The sequence below is a fragment of the Pseudomonas sp. CAN1 genome (assembly GCF_030462585.1).
Classification (GTDB): Bacteria; Pseudomonadota; Gammaproteobacteria; order Pseudomonadales; family Pseudomonadaceae; genus Pseudomonas.
In genome coordinates this window covers 105,366-123,716 of sequence record NZ_JASMRU010000014.1, presented here as the reverse complement: position 1 = coordinate 123,716, position 18,351 = coordinate 105,366, and the positions used below count along the sequence as shown (strand labels likewise).

The window sequence follows — 18,351 nt, the reverse complement described above, 5'->3', positions numbered from 1 at the left end:
GTCAAGTGAAACCCGTGTAGTCTGGCCGGGCCGGTTTGGCGCCCCAACGCATAGGTGACTTCATGACTGATTCACAGCTGATTCGCGAACGTTCGGAGCTCGATGAAAAGATTGCCGCCTTCCTCTCCCAGGGTGGCGAAATCCAGGAAATCCCCGTTGGCCAGCTGGCAGTGAAGGTCGAGCGAAAGTCGCAGTGGGCGAAATCCGATGGCAAGAAGCCAGCGCCCTGAGCGTTTGAATGCATGAAGAAAACCCCGCCATGGCGGGGTTTTGCGTTTCAGTGGCTGAGGTAATGGTTCGACAACCAGTTCAGCGCCCTGCCCGGCCGTGTCAGGGCGTCGATGAAGCTCGGGCCCCAGAAGCGGATGTCGTTGGCTTCCAACACGGCGTACATGTCACGGTGGCGAGCCTGGCGTTCCTTGAGGGGCATGCGCAGGGCTTTGAGCATGGCGTCGGCCAGGGCGTCGCGGTCGTGGGGGTTGATGATCAGCGCGCCACCCAGTTCGGCTGCGGCACCGGCGAACTGGGAGAGGATGAGCACACCGGGATCGTCCGGGTCCTGGGCGGCGACGAATTCCTTGGCCACCAGGTTCATGCCGTCGCGCAGCGGCGTCACCAGGCCGATGCGCGCATGACGCATGACCATGGCGATATCGGCGCGCTGGTGGTTGCGTGCCACATAGCGCAGCGGCACCCAGGACACGGCACCAAAACGCCCGTTGATGTGCCCGACCCGCGCGCTGACGGCGGCGTCGATGTCGGCGTACTCGGGAATGTCCTGGCGGCTGCCCGGTGATATCTGCAGGCAGGTCACACGGTTGTGCCAGTCCGGGTTGCGCTCCAGGAAGCGCTCGTAGCCGTCCAGCCGGTTGACGATGCCCTTGGAATAGTCGAGGCGATCCACCCCCACCATCAGCGCGCGTCCGCCCAGGCTTTCGCGCAGGTCCTCGGCGGCCTGGCTCTGCGAGGCCTCTTCGGCGAGCTGGCGGAAGCCGGCGGCGTCCACGCCCACCGGGAAGACCCCGACGCGGAAGTGCTGGTCTTCCAGGTGATAACGCCGGCCGTCAGGGGTCGCCGCGCCGACCACGCGGGTCAGGTAGCGGGCGAAGTTGCTGGCGTCGTTCTCGGTCTGGAAGCCGATCAGGTTGTATTCGGTGAGCGCGCGGATCAGTTCGTCGTGGTGCGGCAGCGCGGTGATCAGGTCGGCCGGTGGCATCGGGATGTGCAGGAAGAAACCGATGCGGTTGGCGTGCCCGCGCTGCCTCAGGGCCGCGGCCAGGGGAATCAGGTGGTAGTCGTGGACCCAGAGGACATCGTCCTCCTCCAGCAGCGGGCTCAGGCGCTCGGCGAAGAACTCGTTGACCCGCTGGTAGCCGCCGAACTCGGCCTCGTTGAACTCGGCGAGGTCGACCCGGTAATGCAGGATCGGCCAGAGCACGCGGTTGGCGAAGCCGTTGTAGTACTCGTCGAAGTCCTGCGGGTGCAGGTCGGTGAGGATGTACTGCAGGTTGTCGCGCTGCACCATGGTCGGCGGGCCCGGCTCCTCGGCCTTCGCGCCGCTCCAGCCGAACCAGATGCCCTCGCGGTTGCGCATGGCGGCATCCACCGCCACCGCCAGCCCGCCGGGTGCCGGGCCGTTCTCGTCGGCGATCGCGACCCGGTTGGAAATCACCACGAGGCGCGACATAGACCCTCCTCCCAGCCGATGGAGAGGCGCATGGCGGAGTTGATCAGCCCGGCCATGGAGTAGGTCTGCGGGATGTTCCCCCACAGCTCGCCCGTTTGCGGATGCAAGTCCTCGGAGAGCAGCCCGTAGCTATTGCGCGCGGCCACCAGCTGTTCGAACAACTGGCGCGCCTCGTCGGTGCGGCCAATGGCGGCAAGCGCATCGAGGTACCAGAACTTGACCACCAGGAAGGCGGTTTCCGGCACGCCGAAATCATCGGCGGCGGCGTAGCGCAGCATCTGTCCGTTGACGTTGAGCTCGCGGCCGATGCATTCGACCGTGGCGACAAAGCGCGGGTCATCGGCCTCGATGATGCCCAGCTCGTTCATCAGCAGCACGCTGGCATCGAGGTCGTCGTGGCCGAAGGCGCCCGTGAAACACTGTTTCTTCTCGCTCCAGGCCTCGGCAAGGATGCGCTCGCGCAGGCCGGCGGCCTTCTGCATCCAGCCGCTGGCCTCGTCGCTGCGGCCCAGGCGCTTGGCGATACGCCCGACGCGGTCACAGGCTACCCAGCAGAGCAGCGCGGAATGGGTGTGGACGCGCTGGCGGCCACGGTATTCCCAGATGCCGGCATCAGGCTCGAAGGCGGCATGTACGGCCTTCGCGGCAAGGTTTTCCAGCAGTTGCAGCATGCCCTCGCTGCTGGGGTTGGGCAGGCGTTCGTCGACAAAGCTCTGCAGCACCGCCAGGGCCACCGAGCCGAACACGTCGTGCTGGGTCTGCTCCACCGCCTGATTGCCGACGCGCACCGGGGCGTGATTGAGGAAGCCGGCGAGGTCCGGCTCGATGCGCTCGGTGAGGTCCTGGTTGGGGATGATGCCGTACAGCGGCTTGAGCGGGGCGTCGCCGCTGGCCACCGTGGTGATGAAGTCGATGTAGCCCTCCATGGTCCGCGTGGCGCCCAGGCGGTTGAGGGCGAGGATCACGAAGTAGGCGTCGCGCAGCCAGCAGTAGCGGTAGTCCCAGTTGCGCTGGGAGTCCGGCGCCTCGGGCAGCGAGGTGGTGGCGGCGGCGACGATCGCGCCGGTGTCCTCGAAGTTGCACAGCTTGAGGGTGATGGCCGAGCGGATCACCACCTGCTGCCATTCAAAGCAGATGGCCAGGCCGCGAACCCAGTCGTGCCAGTGGTTCTCGGTGCGCTTGAGGTAATCGCGGACCACCTCGCCGGGGGCGTTGCCCAACGGCTCGTCCAGGCCGATCACCAGGCTCACCGGGTGGCGCAGGGCGAACGGCGTCTCGTGCTGGATGTAGGCCAGCGGCGCATCGGTGGTCAGGCGCAGCGGCTCGTCGCCCTCCAGGTAGCGGATGTAGCTGGAACCACTGGCGCCCTGGCTGGGCTTGCCGTAGCCATGGGTCGGGCGTACGCGCAGGGTGATCTTCGGCACGCCTTCGATGGGCTCGATCAGCCGGCACAGCTGCGCCGGGCGATAGAGGTGGCCGTGCTGCAGGAAGCGCGGGGCGAAGTCGGTGATGCGCACCGCGCCGCCGTTGTCGTCGCACAGCACGGTGGTGATGATCGCCGTGTTGCGCTGGTAGTCGGACGTACTGCTGACCTGGTTCTCCAGCACCACGTCGGCAAAGCCTTTCTCGTCATCGCCGGCCAGTAGCCGGGAGAACGCCGGGTCGCTGTCGAAGTTCGGGTAGCACCACCAGACCAGGCGTGCCTGCGGGTTGACCAGGGCGGCCACCCGGCAGTTGCCGATCAGGCCCAGTTCCAGAGCACCTTCGTGCCGGTTCGTCATCGGTGATTGCCTCCTGCTGCTTGCATGAGTGCTTCACGGACTTGCTCCGCGTCGCTGAACACCGCGCTGGCACCGGGCAAGGCACGCCCGACCGAGAGGCCGAGGCCGCCCAGGGCCGGCATCAACGCGATGGCGGGTTCGTCGGTGACGTCGTCGCCGATGTACAGCGGCAGGCGCCCGGCAAAGCCCGGCATGCCCAGCAGCCGCTGGATCGCCTGGGCCTTGTCGACGCCTTCAGGGACGACTTCGTAGACCTGCTTGCCGTTGAGCAAGCGCAGCCCGGCGCCTTCCGGGCCGCGCAACAACGCCTGTAGTTCGGCGCGCAGTTCGGTGGCCAGCGAGGGCGCGGAGCGATAGTGCAGCGCGTAGCTGCTGCCCTTGTCCTCGACCTGGATGCCGACATGGCGGTTGGCCAGGGCGTTCAAGCGCACCCGCATGCAGGCGGGCAGGTCCTTGGTGGTACGGCGCAACGGGCTGCCGCCGGTTTCGCGCCAGTGGGCGCCGTGGCCGCCGCTGGCGGCGAGGCGCAAGGGTTGCAAGAGCCGGTCGAGTTCTTCGACCGGGCGGCCGCTGATGAGGGCCAGGGCACCGTCGAGTCTGCGATGCAGTTGCGTGAGCGCATCGAGCAACCCGCGCGGTACGACGACTGCGTCGGGCGATTCGGCGATGTCCAGGAGGGTTCCGTCGACATCCAGGAACAATGCGGTCTGCTGAGGTCGGCTGAGCCAGAGGTTCAGCAGCGCAGTGGCTGAGGCCTCGCTATGCGGGACCATGGCGGTGTCGACAGGTCCCCTTGGTACGGGACGTGACATGAGCCATTTCTCCATGTTCAGGACGTGCCGCGCGGCCGTGGGTAGCCGTTGCGGACGTGAAAGGGAGCCCAAGGACCCTAACATGCGAGACCGCCAGGGTCGACCGCAAGTGCCGCCGCAGAGCGACCCGGCATATCAGAAACGGCGCAGGAGCCAGTCAGGGCAAGGGTCAGGCGGAGATGAAAAAAGTCGTCTGAGGGAAAATTCTACGAATAGGACTTCCCCTACAGCCGAAATGGAAAGTTATGCCTCATTGTCCAAGGCACAACTCCGACAATGTGACCGAACCTTCCTTCGGGAGCTGTCCATGACTTCGCTGTCCGCCCTGCCCTTGCCGTTCCCTCGCCTGCCTGATTCAGGGGGGCTCTGCGCCTACCTGCAACCCAAGGTGGCGGTCGCTTCGGCGCGTGTCTACGGGTTCGAGGTGCTCGCCCGCTGGCGAGCGGAAAAAGGCGCAATGCTGCTGCCCGGCGAATTCCTGCCGGCGATCCGCCAGGCCGGCCTGCTCGACGGGATGCTGCTGGAGCTGATGGAGCAGGCCATTGCCGCGCTGCTGGCCAGCGGCGCCGCGGACCTGCGGCTGTCGTTCAACCTGGAAGCCGAGCAGTTCGCCCGGCCGGGGCTGGCGGCACTGCTCGCACAGAAGCTCGAGGAACTGGGCATCGAGCCGCAGCGCATCACCTTCGAACTGACCGAAACCTCACCCCTGCAAGGCCTCGGCGTGAGCCTGGAGAATGCCCTGCGCCTGCGTGAACTCGGTTGCGGGCTGGCCATCGATGATTTCGGTTGCGGTCATTCGACCCTGCAGCGCCTGGTGGAAATGCCCTTCACCGAACTGAAGCTGGACCGCCACCTGGTGACCAGCCTGCTGAGCGGCGATCCGCGGCGCCTGATCGTGCTCAGGCACGCCCTGGCACTGGGCCGCGAGCTGGGCCTGAAGGTCATCGCCGAAGGCGTCGAGGATCCCGGCCAGCTTCGCCAGTTGCAGCAGATGGATTGCGATGCGGCGCAGGGCTACCTGTTCGGCAAACCGATGCCGGCGAGCCGCCTGGACGCCTTCCTGCGCGCGGACGCGCAGCGCCGCAATGCATCGACTGCTGCGACGAGGACGCCGGTTCGCCCGGCGCAGTGAGCGGGCAAAAGAAAACGACCGTTACGGACTTCCTGTCCGCAACGGCCGTTTGGATTGTCCTCAGCAAAGGACGTAGGAATTGTAGGCCAATGGCCATCAGGGCGTCTTCCCAATTCTCCCGCATTACCGAGAATTGACCACAAACGCGGCAAACAGCCGCAAATTCCCTAAGCGATGCCTGCCTATTCGCGGCACTTCCGTCCCAATACCGTCGGCTGAGCGATGATTGCCGACACTCCTGCGGCGGCAGACGTGATGCCGATCACCCGTTTCGCCGCTAGCCCGTCGATGAACTGTCTGGTTACCATGCGCGGCTGCACGCTGGACGCCAGGAAGGCACAAATCCAAAAGGATCGCCCCAGCGCTGCCCACCCCTCCTTTGGCAGCCGATCCATGCCCCAGAATTCCGCGCGCGCGCCCCGTCGCTCGCTGTTCCGCCTCGCCCTGACCGGCGTCAGCTTCATCATCGCCGCCGCCCTCGCCTTCTTCGCCTGGCAGGACTTCTATCCGGTGCAGGCCGCCAACGGCTGGTCCGTCGAGGTGCTGCACAAGGACGTCAAGAAAGCCGCCTCACTGGTGCCGCTGCCCGACGGCGGGCTGCTGGTCAGCCAGGAGCTGAAGAACGACCAGGGCAACATCCTGCGCATTGCCGCCGACGGCCAGCGCAAGGTGGTGATCGACGGCCTGTCCAAGCCCGACGGCATGATCGCCGCCCAGGGGGGCTGGGTGTTCAGCCAGGAGTCCGACGGCCGACCGGTACAACTGCTCAAGGACGGCAAGCTCACCGACCTGTTCATGGGCCAGTCCGTGCAGGGCCTGTGGGACGACGGCGACCACCTCTACGCCATCGAGGACCGCGGCGAGAATGGCCGGCTGATGCGCTACCGCTGGAGCGATGGCGAGCTGACCGTGCTGCGCGACAAGCTGCAGGAAACCGAATCGGTCACCCGCTGCACCGACGGCAAGCTGCTCTACACCGAGAAGAAGAAAGGCGTGGTGCACCAGTTCAGCGAAGACGGCCAGGACCCGATCCTGCTCTCCGGCCTGAACCAGCCCACCTTCCTGATGTGCGACGCGCGGGGCCTGTGGATCAGCGAGGACTCCACCCACCGCGCGCGCCTGCTGCTGTGGGACGGCAAGGGCGAGCCGCGCACCATCCTGTCGTTCCTCAAGGCGCCGCAGTCCATCGTGCCCGACGGCAAGGGCGGCTACCTGCTGGCCGAAGGCGGCCGCGACCGCGTGCTGCAGCTCACTCCGGCCAAGTGACGCCTGCGGGCGGCCGCCAAGGCCGCCCTACTCCTGCGCAGGCATCACTAGGCCGGGAATCACCTCGACCAGTGCATCGATCGCCAGGCGCACCTTGCGCGGCAATTGGCTGGTCTGCAGCCAGGTCGCGTAGACGTCGTAGGGAAAACCCGACTGCTCCGCCAGCAACTCCTCCAACTCGCCCGCAAGAATGGCTTCGCGCACCAGCCAGTACGGCAGCCAAGCCAGGCCCAGACCACGTTTCGCCGCATCGGCGATGGCCGCCAGATCATCGAAACGCAACCGTGAAGCCGGCGCGAACTCCAGTGGCGGCTGGCCTTCACGGGGGAACAGCCAGGGATTGATCCGCCCGGAGCGGTGATAGACCAGCACCCGCTGCGCAGCCAGATCCTCGATGCTTCCCGGCCGCCCCTGCTGCTCCAGGTAGGCCGGTGAGGCGCAGACCACCATGCGCTGCCGGGCAATGCGGCGGGCGATGACGCCGTCCCGAGGTTGCGGCTCGCCGGTGCGAATCGCCAGGTCGATCTGCTCTTCCGCCAGGTCCGTCAGACGGTCACTGAAGCGCAGGTCCAGCTCCAGTTGCGGATAGCGCTTCGCCAAATCCAGCAGGACCGGTGCCACGCAGCGCCGACCAAAATGCACCGGCATCGCCACCCGCAGGCGCCCCCGCGGCTCGGCCACTTCGCCAACGGCGAGGATGTCCGCCGCCTCGGCGTCAGCCAGCAGCGCGCGACAGCGTTCGTAGTAGATCCGCCCCGCCTCGGTCAGGCTCTGCCGGCGCGTACTGCGCATCAGCAACTGGGCGCCCAGGCGCTCTTCCAGAAAGCGCACGTGCTTGCCCACCATGGGTGCGGACATTTCCAGGGCATCTGCTGCTGCCGCGAAGGACCCGAGGTCTACCGCGCGGACGAATACTTCCATGCTGGTCAGGCGATCCATTCGAAACTCCTGATTTCGACTTGCTGCTTCTATACGCCATTTATCGGTCGAATCCCATGACTGATAGTCGCTTTACGTCAAATCAATTTCGTATGGGAGCATCACATGGAAAGCACCAAGACCCGCGCCGTTCGTTTCCACCAGTTCGGCGGCCCGGAAGTCCTGCGCATCGAGCCGGTGGAAGTGCGCCAACCCGGCGCGGATGAAGTGAGCATCCGGGTCAAGGCCCTGGGGCTGAACCGCGCCGAATCGCTGCTGCGCACTGATCGCTACATCGAGAGCCCGCAGTTCCCCTCCGGTCTGGGGCTTGAAGCCACCGGCGCGGTCGAGGCCGTGGGCAGCGCCGTACGCGGGTTCGCGCCGGGGGATGCGGTGAGCGTCCTGCCGCCGACCTCGATGCAGGAAGACCCGACCCACGCCGAACGCCTGGTGGTCCCGCAGGCTCGCCTGGTGAAGAACCCGCCGGGGCAGGCCTGGCGCGATGCCGCCGCCACCTGGATGCAGTACCTCACCGCCTACGGTGCGCTGATCCAGGTTGCCGGGCTGCGCGAGGGCGACTTCGTCGTCATCACCGCTGCGTCGAGCAGCGTCGGCCTGGCCGCCATCCAGATCGCCCGGCGAGTGGGTGCAGTGCCCATCGCAGTGACCCGCACTTCGGCCAAACGTGACGCCCTGCTGCAGGCCGGCGCCGCCGAAGTGATCGCCAGCGAGGAAGAGAACCTGCGCTCGCGCCTGCTCGAACTCACCGGCAAGGCTGGTGCCCGGGTGGTGTTCGACCCGGTGGGTGGCCCGATCTTCGAACCGCTGGCCGCCGCCATGGCCGAGGGTGGCATCCTCATCGAGTACGGCGGCCTGAGCCCCGAGGCCACGCCCTTTCCACTCTTCGAGGTCCTGAGCCGCTCGCTGGTGCTACGCGGCTATCGGGTCTACGAGGTACTGGACGACCCGGTTCGTCTGCAGGACGCCAAGGAGTTCATCTTCACTGGCCTGGCCGACGGCTCGCTGCGCCCGCTGATTGCCCGCACCTTCGCCTTCGACGAGATAGTCGAAGCCTACCGCTACCTGGAATCCAACCAGCAGTTCGGCAAAGTCGTGGTCACCCTCTAGCCATCGGATACACTGCCCCCGGCGCGGCTACCCGCCGCGCTGGATGCAGCGGAGCCGAGATGCCAAGGGAAAACTTCAACGACCTGATCGCCTTCGTCACCGTGGCGCGCGAGGGCAGCTTCACCAAGGCCGCGGCGCAACTGGGAGTCTCCCAGTCCGCGCTGAGCCACACCATCCGCGCGCTGGAAACCCGCCTGGGCCTGCGCCTGCTCAGTCGCACCACCCGCAGCGTCTCTCCCACCGAAGCCGGCGAACGCCTGCTGCAGACCCTCGCCCCGCGCTTCGAGGAAATCGAGGCGGAGCTGGCGGCGCTCAGCGACTTCCGTGACAAGCCGGTCGGCACCCTGCGCATCACCGCCGCCGAACATGCGGCCAGCACCGTGCTCTGGCCGAAGCTGGCGAAAGTGCTGCCGGACTATCCGGACATCAAGGTGGAAGTGAGCATCGACTATGGCCTCACCGACATCGCCGCCGAGCGCTTCGACGCCGGCGTGCGCCTGGGCGACCAGGTGGCCAAGGACATGATCGCCGTGCGCATCGCCCCGGACCTGCGCATGGCGGTGGTGGCCAGCCCCGCCTACCTCGCCAGCAAGGGTCGCCCGCAGGACGTACCGGCGCTGGCCAGCCACGCCTGCCTGAACCTGCGTCTGCCAACCTACGGCGGGCTGATGGCCTGGGAGTTCGCCAAGGATGGGCATGAAGTGAAAGCGCGGGTCGAAGGCCAGCTGACCTTCAACAGCAGCCCGCACATCCTCCGCGCCGCGCTGGATGGCTTCGGCCTCGCCTATCTGCCCGAGGACATGGTCACCGAGCACGTCGCCGCCGGGCGCCTGGAAAAAGTACTGGAAGACTGGTGCCCGACCTTCCCCGGCTACCACCTCTACTACCCGAGCCGGCGGCAGAAATCCCGCGCCTTCACCGTGCTGGTGGACGCCCTGCGCCATCAGGACTGAAAGCCCGGCGCAGGGCGTTTCGGGTCAGGACAGCGTGGCCAGGTCGATGACGAAGCGGTAGCGCACATCCGAGCGTTCCATGCGCTCGTAGGCGTGGTTGATCTCGTCCATGCGGATCATCTCGCACTCCGGCAGGATGTTCTTCTTGCCGCAGAAATCGAGCATCTCCTGGGTCTCGGCGATGCCACCGATGGGCGAGCCGGCGATGCGCCGGCGCCCCAGCAGCAGCGGCACCGTGCTGATCTCGTCCACCGGGCCGACCTGCCCCACCAGCACCAGCGTGCCGTCCACGTCCAGCAGCGGCAGGTACGGCTTGAGGTCATGCTTCACCGGCACGGTATCGATGATCAGGTCGAAGCCATTGGCGGCGGCCTTCATCGCCTGCGCATCGGCGGACACCAGCAGCGCGTCCGCGCCCAGCTCCAGGGCGTCGTCGCTCTTGTCCGGCGTGCGGCTGAGGACGGTAACGGTGGCGCCCAGGCCGACTGCCAGCTTCACCGCCATGTGCCCCAACCCGCCGAGGCCGACCACGCCGACGCGGCTGCCCGGCCCGACGTTCCAGGTGCGCAGCGGCGAGTAGGTGGTGATGCCGGCACAGAGCAGCGGCGCCGTTTTGCTCAGGTCCAGGCCGTCCGGCACACGCAGGACGAACTCCTCACGCACCACCAGTTGCTTGGAGTAACCGCCCTGGGTCGCCTCGCGGGTCACGCGGTCGCGGTCGTTGTAGGTCTGCGTGTTGCCTTCGCGGCACAGTTGTTCCTCGCCCTTGCAGCACTGGTCGCAGACCTGGCAGGAATCCACCATGCAGCCCACCGCCACGGCGTCGCCGACCTTGTGACGGGTGACCTTCGCGCCGACCGCGGTGACCCGGCCGACGATCTCGTGGCCCGGCACCATCGGGTAGCGGCTGAAGCCCCAGTCGTCGCGGGCCTGGTGCAGGTCGGAGTGGCAGACGCCGCAGTACAGCACGTCCATCGCCACGTCGTTGTCGCGCAGCGAGCGGCGCTCGAAGGTGAAGGGGCCGAGCGGGTCCTGCGGGTTCTGCGCGGCGTATCCAAGGGTCTTCATCGGTATGGCTCCTGGCGCTTCGAATGGATGAGTTTCAGCCGCGGGCCGGACGGCCCTCGACGGGATAGGCGGGATCGCTGTAGCCGGGGGTGGAGGCATGGCCGGGCGGCACCAGGCTGTCCACCAGGGCTTCGTCCTCGGCAGTCAGCTGGAAATCCAGCGCCGGCAGGTAGCCGTCCCAGTGCTCCTCGGTGCGCGGGCCGGCGATCAGCGAACTGACCAGCGGATTGTTCAGCACCCAGGCCAGGGCGAATGCAGCCGGCGTGGTGCCACGGGCGATCGCATGCTCGGCGATGCGCTGGGCGATCTGCAGGGATTCGGGGCGCCATTCGGTCTGCTGGATGCGCTTGTCGCCACGGCCGACGCGGGAGTCCGCCGGCGGCTCCACACCGGGCCGGTACTTGCCGGTGAGCACGCCACGGGCCAGCGGGCTGTAGGGCACCACGCCGATGCCGTAGTGGCCGGCGACCGGCAGCTGCTCGACCTCGGCGGTGCGGTCCACCAGGTTGTACAGCGGCTCGCTGCAGATGGGCCGGTCCATGCCCAGCTGGTCGGCCAGGCGCACCACCTCGGCGATACGCCAGCCACGGAAGTTGGACAGCCCGTAGTAGCGCACCTTGCCCTGGCGGATCAGCTCGGCCACTGCGCGCAGGCCCTCTTCCAGCGGCGCGTCGACGTCGGTGCGGTGGAAGTAGAGGATGTCCAGGTAATCGGTGCCCAGCCGGCGCAGGCTGTCTTCCACGGACTGGTAGATCCACTTGCGCGACTGGCCGCGGTGGTTCGGGCCGTCGCCCAGGGCGTTGCCGAATTTGCTGGCGATCACCCAGTCATCACGCCGGGCGGCCACCGCGCGGCCGACCACCTCTTCGGAACGGCCCTTGTGGTAGACGTCGGCGGTGTCGAGGAAGTTGACGCCCTGCTCGAAGGCCTTGTCGATGATGCGGCGCGAGGTCGGCTCGTCGGTCTCGCCGCCGAACATCATCGCGCCCAAGCACAGGGGCGAGACTTTCAGGGCGCTACGGCCCAGGTAACGGTATTGCATGGAATGCTCCTCAGGTGGCATCGCGCTCGGCGAACACGCGGCGGGCGACGCCCAGCGCGGTGGAGGCCGTGGGCCAGCCGGAATAGAAAGCCAGGTGGGTGATGGCCTCGATCAGTTCCTCGCGGGTCAGGCCGTTGTCCAGCGCCTTGCCGAGGTGGAAATGGAGTTCGTTGGCCTGGTAGCGCGCCACCAGGCTGGAGACCGTGACCAGGCTGCGGTCGCGCGGCGACAGGCCGGGGCGCTCCCAGACATCGCCGAACAGTACCTGGTCGGTGTAATCGGCCAGCGCCGGGGCGATATCGCCGAAGGCCTTGTGGGCGGTGGAGGCTGGTTCGCTCATGGTGTTCTCCGCTTCGCTGTTCGTCAGGCTGACCATGCTAGGTGGCCGTGCGCGGTCGATTAAGAGGGAAAACGCGCTTGGACCTATGAAGGCCTTTCATGAATGACCGGGGATAATCCATGAGCCACGCTCATAGGCGAATGCGCTCCCAGCCGACTAATCAAGGCGAAAACCCTTGAGTAAAGTCCATTCCAGACGTTTCGCCGGGCAATCCTGCCCTTCCCGCTTCAGGACAGACTTTCGACAGGAGAGACTCCGATGGACAAGCGCACACTGGGCCACAACGGCTTGCAGGTATCGACCCTGGGTCTGGGCTGCATGGGCCTGAGCTACGGCTACGGGCCGGCGGTCGACCGCTACGATGGCATCCGTTTGTTACGTACCGCCTTCGATAGCGGCGTGACCTTCTTCGACACCGCCGAGGCCTACGGCCCCTTCGTCAACGAGGAACTGCTGGGCGAAGCCCTGGCGCCGGTACGCGACCAGGTGGTGATCGCCACCAAGTTCGGCTTCAAGGACGGTGACGTGTCCCTCGGCCTGGACAGCCGCCCGGAGAACATCCGCGCGGTGGCGGAAGCCTCGCTCAAGCGTCTGAAGACCGACCGTATCGACCTCTTCTACCAGCACCGCGTCGACCCGAACGTGCCCATGGAAGACGTCGCCGGCACCGTCGGCGAGCTGATCCGCGAGGGTAAGGTGAAGCACTTCGGCCTCTCCGAAGCCGGCGTACAATCGATCCGCCGCGCCCACGCGGTGCAGCCGGTGGCGGCGTTGCAGAGCGAGTATTCGCTGTGGTGGCGCGAGCCGGAGAAGGAAATCCTCCCGCTGCTGGGCGAACTGGGTATCGGCTTCGTGCCCTTCAGCCCACTGGGCAAGGGCTTCCTCACCGGCGCCATCGATGAGCGCACGCAGTTCTCGGCCAACGATTTTCGCAACGTCGTACCGCGTTTCTCCGAGGAAAACCGCCGGGCCAACGCCGGGCTGATCGAGGTACTCGGCCGCCTCGCCCAAAGCAAGGGCGCAACCCGCGCGCAGATCGCCATTGCCTGGCTACTGGCGCAGCAGCCGTGGATAGTGCCGATCCCCGGCACCACTAAATTGCAGCGGCTGGAAGAGAACCTCGGCGCGGCCTCGCTGGTGCTGGATGCCACCGACCTCGCCGCCATCGAAGCGGCGCTGCGCGAGATCGAAATCGTCGGCGAACGCTACCCGGCGCACCTGCAGCAGCGCGTCGACCGCTGAGAAAGAAAGCCCGGCGTCCATCGGTGCCGGGCGTTTGCTATCAACCCTCGAAGGTCACCGGGCGCAGCGGCGCGGTATTCACCTTGAGCTCGAAGACGTCCGGCCGCGCGTAGTGGCCGACCACATCGAAGTCGAGGTTGCCCTGCTCCAGCAGGCCCATGTCGAGGTCGGCGTACAGCTCGGTCTCGCAATCGAACACCGGCCCGGCCAGCACCTCGCCCAGCGGGCTGACGATCATGCTGCCGCCGCGCATCACGTAGTCGTCTTCCTGATGGGCCAGGCCGAAGACCTCGCGGTGCTGCTGCGGGTACTCGCCGAGGCGAATCGCCTGGCAGGCCGAGAGCACGAACACCCGGCCTTCCAGCGCAATGTGCTGCATCGACGCGGCCCAGGATGGGCGGTCATCTGCCGTCGGCGCGCAGTACAGCTGCACGCCCTGGGCATACATGGCCTGGCGTAGCGCCGGCATGTAGTTCTCCCAGCAGATCACGCTGCCCAACACGCCGAGTTCGGTATTCACCGGCTCGATGGTCGAGCCGTCGCCGAAGCCCCAGATCAGCCGCTCCTGCCCGGTGGGCATCAGCTTGCGGTGATAGCCGGCGATGCCGCGGCCGGGCACCAGTGTCACGGCGGTGCAGTAGAGGGTACGGCCGAGGCGCTCGATGATGCCGACCACCGTGGTCACGCCGGTCTGCTCGACGCTTTCGGCCAGCGCCGCCAGCTCCGGGCCGTCCAGCGCCACAGCGCCCTCGACGTAGCGCTGGTACAGCTCACGGCCGGCGGCGCTGCGGTTGCCCACCACGCTGCCGAACGCCGCGCCCTTGGGGTAGCCGCCGATATAGGCCTCCGGGAACACCGCCAGTTTCGCACCCTGCTCCGCCACCCGGCGCAGGATGCCGGCGGCCTTCTCGACGCTGGCCATGGGTTCGTAGGGCACGGAGGCGGCCTGGATGATTGCTACACGGGTCATGGGGACTCCTGTCTGTACAAGAAACTGGGGGACTTAGAAACGGCTGATATCGTTGTCGCGGGTTTCCGGCAGGGTCTTCCACAGCACCACCAGGCACACCAGGGAAACCGCCGCCAGGTAGGCCGCCGGCAGGTTCGCATCGCCGGTCTGGCGGATCAGCGCAGCGGCAATGAAAGGGCCGGGGCCGGCGAGGATCGCCAGGGCCAGGTTGTGCCCGAGGGCCGCGCCGGTGGAGCGGATCGATGCCGGGAACACTTCCACCAGCAGCACCACGTCCATCACCGCGGTGATCGCCACCAGCACGCCCATGACGGTGAGTCCGACCAGGATCGCAACCGGGTTGCCGGTGTTGAGCAGCAGGAAGATCGGATAGGCCAGCAGCGTCAGCGCGGCGGCGGCGCCCAGCAGCAGCTTGCGTCGACCGATGCTGTCGCTCAGGCGGCCGATCAGCGGGTTGACGATGACGTAGACCACCAGCGCGATGCTGCACAACCACAGGGCGCTGCTGCGTGGCAGGCCGACGGTGCTGACCAGGTGGTTGTTGGCGTAGGTGATGAAGTAGTACAGCGACACGCCGAACAGCGCGGAGAAGGCGAATGTGGTGATGAAGGCGCGGCGGCGCACGGCCTTGCTCGGTGCCTGGGCCTTGAGCGCATCGCGCTGGCGGACCATCTCCTCGTAGACCGGTGTATCACCCAGCTTGCGGCGGATGAACACGGCGATACCCGTCATCACGATGGACGCCACGAACGGCAGGCGCCAACCCCAGGCCGCCAGCTGCGCATCGTCCAGCGCCGAGGAGATGCTCGCGGCGGTGAAGGTGCCGAACAGGAAGGCCAGCCCGGCGGTGCCGGTGATCACGCTGGCGGCGGTGGCGCGACGGTTCGACGGTGCGCTCTCGACGATGTAGATGCCGGCGCTGGACCACTCGCCGCCGACCATCATGCCCTGGATGAAGCGCATGGCGATCAGCAGGATCGGCGCGGCGATGCCGATTGCCTCATAGGAGGGCAACAGGCCGATGATGGTGGTGCACACGCCCATGCCGAACACGGTGATGATCAGCACCGCGCGGCGGCCGAAACGGTCGCCGATGGGGCCGAGGATCAGCGCGCCGAAGGGCCGCGAGAGGAAGCCCACGGCGAACACCGCCAGCGACGAGAGCAGCGAGACTCCCGGCGCGCTGGAGGGGAAGAACAGCATGCCGATCACCGCGGCGAAGTAGCCGTAGATGGCGAAGTCGAACCACTCCATGAAGTTGCCGATGCCGACCGCGATGGCCCGCTTGCGGATGTCCGACTGCCCGCCCCTGGTACGGATGCTGCTTGCACCCACGCTTTGCGAAATCGCGTCCACAGGATTCTCCATCCCTTGTTATGGTTGTGTGGACGCCAGACTAGGAATCCCCGCGGGCGCAGGGCAAACGATTAGGAAATATGAGCCGGATTAACGTACGTAATATCTCGCGGATCGACCTCAACCTTCTGCTCACCTTCCACTGCCTGATGACCGAGCGCAGCGCCACCCGCGCCTCGGCCGTGCTGCACGTGACCCAGGGCGCGGTGAGCGCGGCGCTGCGCCGGCTGCGCGAGCATTTCGGCGACGAGCTGTTCATCCGTACCGCGTCGGGCATGCAGCCGACGCGCAAGGCGATGGAGCTGGCGCCGAAGATCGCCGAGGCGCTCACCTCGATCTCCGGGGTGCTGGGCAGCGAACCGGAATTCTCCGCCCACGAGTCCAGCTACGTGTTCAACATCGGCCTGTCCGACGACATCGAGGCGTACCTCGCGCCACGCATCGTCAACGCCGCGGCGGCGGATGGGCTGGGCGTGAGCTTCGCCTTCCACCAGAGCAACAGCTCGCTGTGGAAGCAGTCCCTGCAGGACCCGGACATGGACCTGGTGATCTGCAGCGAACCCAAGGACTTCGGCACCAGCTACTCGTCCCAGGTGCTGTTCTCCTCGTCCTACTCCTGCCTGTTCCGCCCACGCGGCCGTGCGGCGGAACAGCCCATCGCACTGGAGGAGTACTTCGCGGCGAACCATGTGCGGGTGTCCTACGACGGCCGTCGCGGCTTCATCGACGACATGTTCGAGGCCGCCGGTTATGCACGCCGGGTCACCGCCTCCTTCACCCACTTCAGCGGTGCGCTGACGACGCTGATGAGCAGCGAAGTGATCGCCACCATCCCGACCTTCGCCGCCGAGAGCTACGCGGCGATGACCGACCTGAGCGTCAGCCCGGTGCCCTTCCCGGTGCCGTCCTTCCGCTGCTTCATGGTCTGGGACATCGCCCGCCACAACAAACCCCACCACGACTGGCTGCGCCAGTTCATCGGCGAGCTGGGGCAGAAGCTGGGGTGAGGTGCACCGCCCCAGACGCCCAGCCGCTCTCGTAGGGCGCATAACGCGCAAGCGTTATCCGCCGTGGGACATTCGGCGGATAACCCGTTCCGGGTTATCCGCCCTACCATTCCAGCTTCCGGCAAAACCTGTAGGAGCGAGCTTGCTCGCGAACCCGCCCAGCTCAGGAGCTGCCGGGAAATCCGTTCGCGAGCAAGCTCGCTCCTACGAAGAGCCCACCCTGCCCGCTCATCCTGCGTTGTGCCTCTGCCGGCTTTTGTAGGGCGCATAACGCGTCAGCGTTATCCGCCAACGGGTGGTCGGTAGCGCAATCCCGCGTCAGAGGCTTTCCAGCGGTATGGGCCGATACAAGGGCTCGCTGGCCAACACGCGGATGCCCTCCGGGGAGCTTTCCAGCAAGCGCCGCTCGCCATCGGCCACTTGCAGTTCCAGGTCGAAACCCTGGCCGTCCAGGGCTTCGGCGACGGCACGCACGGCGTCGCGGGCCCAGGGCAGGTCGGAGTCGAAATGGCCGAGCAACTGGCCGTGGCGCTGGAGGGTCAGGCGGTATTTCTGCATGGGGAACTCACCGGAAGCGGACAGGGGAAAACACAAAGTGTCGATTCGATACCTTGACAGAGCCTACCGATCTGGCGGATTTTGTCCAGGTAGTTTTTGATCGATACCATATCCGTCGCTGCATCCGAGATCTTCGCCATGAGCCTTTCCGCCGTCCGCCTCGATTCCCTGCTTACCGGCCGCGCCGTGCCCTTCAGCCGGCCCGGCTCGTTCAGCGCCATCGCCAAGCAGCCACGCCTGGCCGCGCTGGGCGTCACCAGCCTGGGCCTGGAGAGCGACGAACAGGGCGACCTGCGCGTCCACGGCGGCGTGGAAAAGGCCATCCACCACTACCCTCGCGAACACTACGCGGACTGGACCGCAGAGCTGGGCGAGCATCCACTGCTGGAGCAACCCGGCGCCTTCGGCGAGAACTTCAGCACCCGCGGCTGGACCGAGGCCGATCTCTGCCTGGGCGACCGTATTCGCGCAGGCACGGCGTTGCTGGAGGTGTCCCAGGGGCGCATGCCGTGCTGGAAGCTCAATGACCGCTTCGCCGTGGCACAGATGGCACTGCGGGTGCAGGAATCCGGGCGTACCGGCTGGTACTACCGGGTGCTGGAGGATGGCGTGGTGGGCGCTGGCGCGACGCTGGAAATCGTGGAGCGGCGCTTCGCCGACTGGTCGCTGCAGCGACTGTGCGGAGTGCTGTTCGACAAGCGCGTGAACGCCGACATCCTCCGCGAATGCCTGCAACTACCGCTGCCGCCAAACTGGCAACGCACCCTCGGCCGGCGGCTGGAGCAAGGTCAGGTCGAGGACTGGAGCCCGCGCCTGCAGGGAACGCCAAAAGATGGCAATTAGATAGCCATCGCTATTGCCTAATCTATACAGCGAAACACAAAGTCCTGCACATTCGCAGCAATATCCCGCCTCGTTTTGGAAATCCCCTTGATCAGCGTCTAGGCTGAGGCTCTGCAGCACCTGCGGGTGCCAAGTAGAAAGAGAGACTCCACAAGACACCGTGATTCGGCCCATGGCCTTCCCCGCAAGTACGGGCACCCCTCGCCCGTCCGGGTGGCTACGGCTGGATGGAACGAACCGTTGCTGAC

The 18,351-nt window shown here is 66.6% G+C and carries 18 protein-coding genes; 8 read left to right on the top strand and 10 right to left on the bottom strand.

Features of this window, described 5'->3' with window-relative positions; all coding sequences use genetic code 11:
* Positions 1–62: 62 nt before the first annotated feature.
* Positions 63–230, top strand: a complete 168-nt coding sequence (locus QO207_RS18870; RefSeq protein WP_167523180.1) for a hypothetical protein — start codon at positions 63–65, stop codon at positions 228–230.
* A 47-nt stretch (positions 231–277) separates the two neighbouring features.
* Here QO207_RS18870 and otsA read toward each other — a convergent pair whose 3' ends face one another.
* The 3 genes from otsA to otsB are packed head-to-tail and all read right to left on the bottom strand — an operon-like array spanning position 278 to position 4,280.
* Complete coding sequence (gene otsA / locus QO207_RS18865) at positions 278–1,687, bottom strand: alpha,alpha-trehalose-phosphate synthase (UDP-forming) (RefSeq protein ID WP_301533847.1); 1,410 nt, start codon at positions 1,685–1,687, stop codon at positions 278–280.
* Positions 1,669–3,468, bottom strand: coding sequence for a glycoside hydrolase family 15 protein (locus QO207_RS18860; RefSeq protein WP_301533846.1), 1,800 nt, complete (start codon positions 3,466–3,468; stop codon positions 1,669–1,671). Before QO207_RS18860 ends, otsA begins: the two co-directional genes overlap by 19 nt.
* Complete coding sequence (gene otsB, locus QO207_RS18855) at positions 3,465–4,280, bottom strand: trehalose-phosphatase (RefSeq protein ID WP_301533845.1); 816 nt, start codon at positions 4,278–4,280, stop codon at positions 3,465–3,467. Before otsB ends, QO207_RS18860 begins: the two co-directional genes overlap by 4 nt.
* A gap of 307 nt (positions 4,281–4,587) precedes the next feature.
* Between otsB and QO207_RS18850 the strand changes: the two genes are divergently transcribed.
* Together QO207_RS18850 and QO207_RS18845 are read left to right on the top strand one after the other, a co-directional pair.
* Entirely contained in the window at positions 4,588–5,412 is an 825-nt protein-coding gene (locus tag QO207_RS18850) for an EAL domain-containing protein (RefSeq protein ID WP_301533844.1), read from the top strand.
* Positions 5,413–5,805: 393 nt separating this feature from the next.
* Positions 5,806–6,678, top strand: coding sequence for a hypothetical protein (locus QO207_RS18845; protein ID WP_301533843.1), 873 nt, complete (start codon positions 5,806–5,808; stop codon positions 6,676–6,678).
* 27 nt (positions 6,679–6,705) lie between these two features.
* On the opposite strand, the gene QO207_RS18840 is transcribed toward QO207_RS18845, so the two are convergent.
* The gene (locus QO207_RS18840) at positions 6,706–7,617 is read right to left on the bottom strand and encodes a LysR family transcriptional regulator (protein WP_301533842.1); all 912 of its coding nucleotides are present in this window, start codon (positions 7,615–7,617) and stop codon (positions 6,706–6,708) included.
* A gap of 105 nt (positions 7,618–7,722) precedes the next feature.
* Here QO207_RS18840 and QO207_RS18835 point away from each other — a divergent pair, with 105 nt between their 5' ends.
* Positions 7,723–8,724, top strand: coding sequence for a zinc-dependent alcohol dehydrogenase family protein (locus QO207_RS18835; RefSeq protein WP_301533841.1), 1,002 nt, complete (start codon positions 7,723–7,725; stop codon positions 8,722–8,724).
* Between the two features lie 59 nt (positions 8,725–8,783).
* Positions 8,784–9,677, top strand: a complete 894-nt coding sequence (locus tag QO207_RS18830; RefSeq protein WP_301533840.1) for a LysR family transcriptional regulator — start codon at positions 8,784–8,786, stop codon at positions 9,675–9,677.
* Between the two features lie 24 nt (positions 9,678–9,701).
* Here QO207_RS18830 and QO207_RS18825 read toward each other — a convergent pair whose 3' ends face one another.
* The 3 genes from QO207_RS18825 to QO207_RS18815 are packed head-to-tail and all read right to left on the bottom strand — an operon-like array spanning position 9,702 to position 12,127.
* Positions 9,702–10,745 carry an NAD(P)-dependent alcohol dehydrogenase gene (locus tag QO207_RS18825; protein WP_301533839.1) on the bottom strand — a complete coding sequence of 348 codons (1,044 nt, stop codon included), beginning with the start codon at positions 10,743–10,745 and terminating at the stop codon, positions 9,702–9,704.
* 34 nt (positions 10,746–10,779) lie between these two features.
* Positions 10,780–11,787: an aldo/keto reductase gene (locus tag QO207_RS18820; protein WP_301533838.1), complete on the bottom strand. Its 1,008-nt coding sequence runs from the start codon at positions 11,785–11,787 to the stop codon at positions 10,780–10,782.
* 10 nt (positions 11,788–11,797) lie between these two features.
* Positions 11,798–12,127 (bottom strand): carboxymuconolactone decarboxylase family protein, encoded by a 330-nt coding sequence (locus tag QO207_RS18815; RefSeq protein WP_301533837.1) that lies wholly within the window; start codon positions 12,125–12,127, stop codon positions 11,798–11,800.
* Between the two features lie 258 nt (positions 12,128–12,385).
* Here QO207_RS18815 and QO207_RS18810 point away from each other — a divergent pair, with 258 nt between their 5' ends.
* Complete coding sequence (locus QO207_RS18810; protein WP_301533836.1) at positions 12,386–13,369, top strand: aldo/keto reductase; 984 nt, start codon at positions 12,386–12,388, stop codon at positions 13,367–13,369.
* Between the two features lie 40 nt (positions 13,370–13,409).
* Here QO207_RS18810 and QO207_RS18805 read toward each other — a convergent pair whose 3' ends face one another.
* Together QO207_RS18805 and QO207_RS18800 are read right to left on the bottom strand one after the other, a co-directional pair.
* Positions 13,410–14,339 carry a carbon-nitrogen hydrolase family protein gene (locus tag QO207_RS18805; RefSeq protein ID WP_301533835.1) on the bottom strand — a complete coding sequence of 310 codons (930 nt, stop codon included), beginning with the start codon at positions 14,337–14,339 and terminating at the stop codon, positions 13,410–13,412.
* Positions 14,340–14,372: 33 nt separating this feature from the next.
* Positions 14,373–15,695 (bottom strand): MFS transporter, encoded by a 1,323-nt coding sequence (locus QO207_RS18800; RefSeq protein WP_301533834.1) that lies wholly within the window; start codon positions 15,693–15,695, stop codon positions 14,373–14,375.
* Between the two features lie 80 nt (positions 15,696–15,775).
* Between QO207_RS18800 and QO207_RS18795 the strand changes: the two genes are divergently transcribed.
* Positions 15,776–16,702 carry a LysR family transcriptional regulator gene (locus QO207_RS18795; protein WP_301533833.1) on the top strand — a complete coding sequence of 309 codons (927 nt, stop codon included), beginning with the start codon at positions 15,776–15,778 and terminating at the stop codon, positions 16,700–16,702.
* A gap of 318 nt (positions 16,703–17,020) precedes the next feature.
* Here QO207_RS18795 and QO207_RS18790 read toward each other — a convergent pair whose 3' ends face one another.
* Positions 17,021–17,260, bottom strand: a complete 240-nt coding sequence (locus QO207_RS18790) for a cytoplasmic protein (protein ID WP_301533832.1) — start codon at positions 17,258–17,260, stop codon at positions 17,021–17,023.
* A gap of 138 nt (positions 17,261–17,398) precedes the next feature.
* Between QO207_RS18790 and QO207_RS18785 the strand changes: the two genes are divergently transcribed.
* Positions 17,399–18,103, top strand: coding sequence for an MOSC domain-containing protein (locus QO207_RS18785; protein ID WP_301533831.1), 705 nt, complete (start codon positions 17,399–17,401; stop codon positions 18,101–18,103).
* Positions 18,104–18,351 lie beyond the last annotated feature (248 nt).

What these genes read in the sequence shown, in the direction of transcription:
- QO207_RS18870 (WP_167523180.1), top strand. Translation starts at nt 63, where the DNA reads ATGACTGATTCACAGCTGATTCGCGAACGTTCGGAGCTCGATGAAAAG.
- otsA (WP_301533847.1), bottom strand. Translation starts at nt 1,687, where the DNA reads ATGTCGCGCCTCGTGGTGATTTCCAACCGGGTCGCGATCGCCGACGAG.
- QO207_RS18860 (WP_301533846.1), bottom strand. Translation starts at nt 3,468, where the DNA reads ATGACGAACCGGCACGAAGGTGCTCTGGAACTGGGCCTGATCGGCAAC.
- otsB (WP_301533845.1), bottom strand. Translation starts at nt 4,280, where the DNA reads ATGTCACGTCCCGTACCAAGGGGACCTGTCGACACCGCCATGGTCCCG.
- QO207_RS18850 (WP_301533844.1), top strand. Translation starts at nt 4,588, where the DNA reads ATGACTTCGCTGTCCGCCCTGCCCTTGCCGTTCCCTCGCCTGCCTGAT.
- QO207_RS18845 (WP_301533843.1), top strand. Translation starts at nt 5,806, where the DNA reads ATGCCCCAGAATTCCGCGCGCGCGCCCCGTCGCTCGCTGTTCCGCCTC.
- QO207_RS18840 (WP_301533842.1), bottom strand. Translation starts at nt 7,617, where the DNA reads ATGGATCGCCTGACCAGCATGGAAGTATTCGTCCGCGCGGTAGACCTC.
- QO207_RS18835 (WP_301533841.1), top strand. Translation starts at nt 7,723, where the DNA reads ATGGAAAGCACCAAGACCCGCGCCGTTCGTTTCCACCAGTTCGGCGGC.
- QO207_RS18830 (WP_301533840.1), top strand. Translation starts at nt 8,784, where the DNA reads ATGCCAAGGGAAAACTTCAACGACCTGATCGCCTTCGTCACCGTGGCG.
- QO207_RS18825 (WP_301533839.1), bottom strand. Translation starts at nt 10,745, where the DNA reads ATGAAGACCCTTGGATACGCCGCGCAGAACCCGCAGGACCCGCTCGGC.
- QO207_RS18820 (WP_301533838.1), bottom strand. Translation starts at nt 11,787, where the DNA reads ATGCAATACCGTTACCTGGGCCGTAGCGCCCTGAAAGTCTCGCCCCTG.
- QO207_RS18815 (WP_301533837.1), bottom strand. Translation starts at nt 12,127, where the DNA reads ATGAGCGAACCAGCCTCCACCGCCCACAAGGCCTTCGGCGATATCGCC.
- QO207_RS18810 (WP_301533836.1), top strand. Translation starts at nt 12,386, where the DNA reads ATGGACAAGCGCACACTGGGCCACAACGGCTTGCAGGTATCGACCCTG.
- QO207_RS18805 (WP_301533835.1), bottom strand. Translation starts at nt 14,339, where the DNA reads ATGACCCGTGTAGCAATCATCCAGGCCGCCTCCGTGCCCTACGAACCC.
- QO207_RS18795 (WP_301533833.1), top strand. Translation starts at nt 15,776, where the DNA reads ATGAGCCGGATTAACGTACGTAATATCTCGCGGATCGACCTCAACCTT.
- QO207_RS18790 (WP_301533832.1), bottom strand. Translation starts at nt 17,260, where the DNA reads ATGCAGAAATACCGCCTGACCCTCCAGCGCCACGGCCAGTTGCTCGGC.
- QO207_RS18785 (WP_301533831.1), top strand. Translation starts at nt 17,399, where the DNA reads ATGAGCCTTTCCGCCGTCCGCCTCGATTCCCTGCTTACCGGCCGCGCC.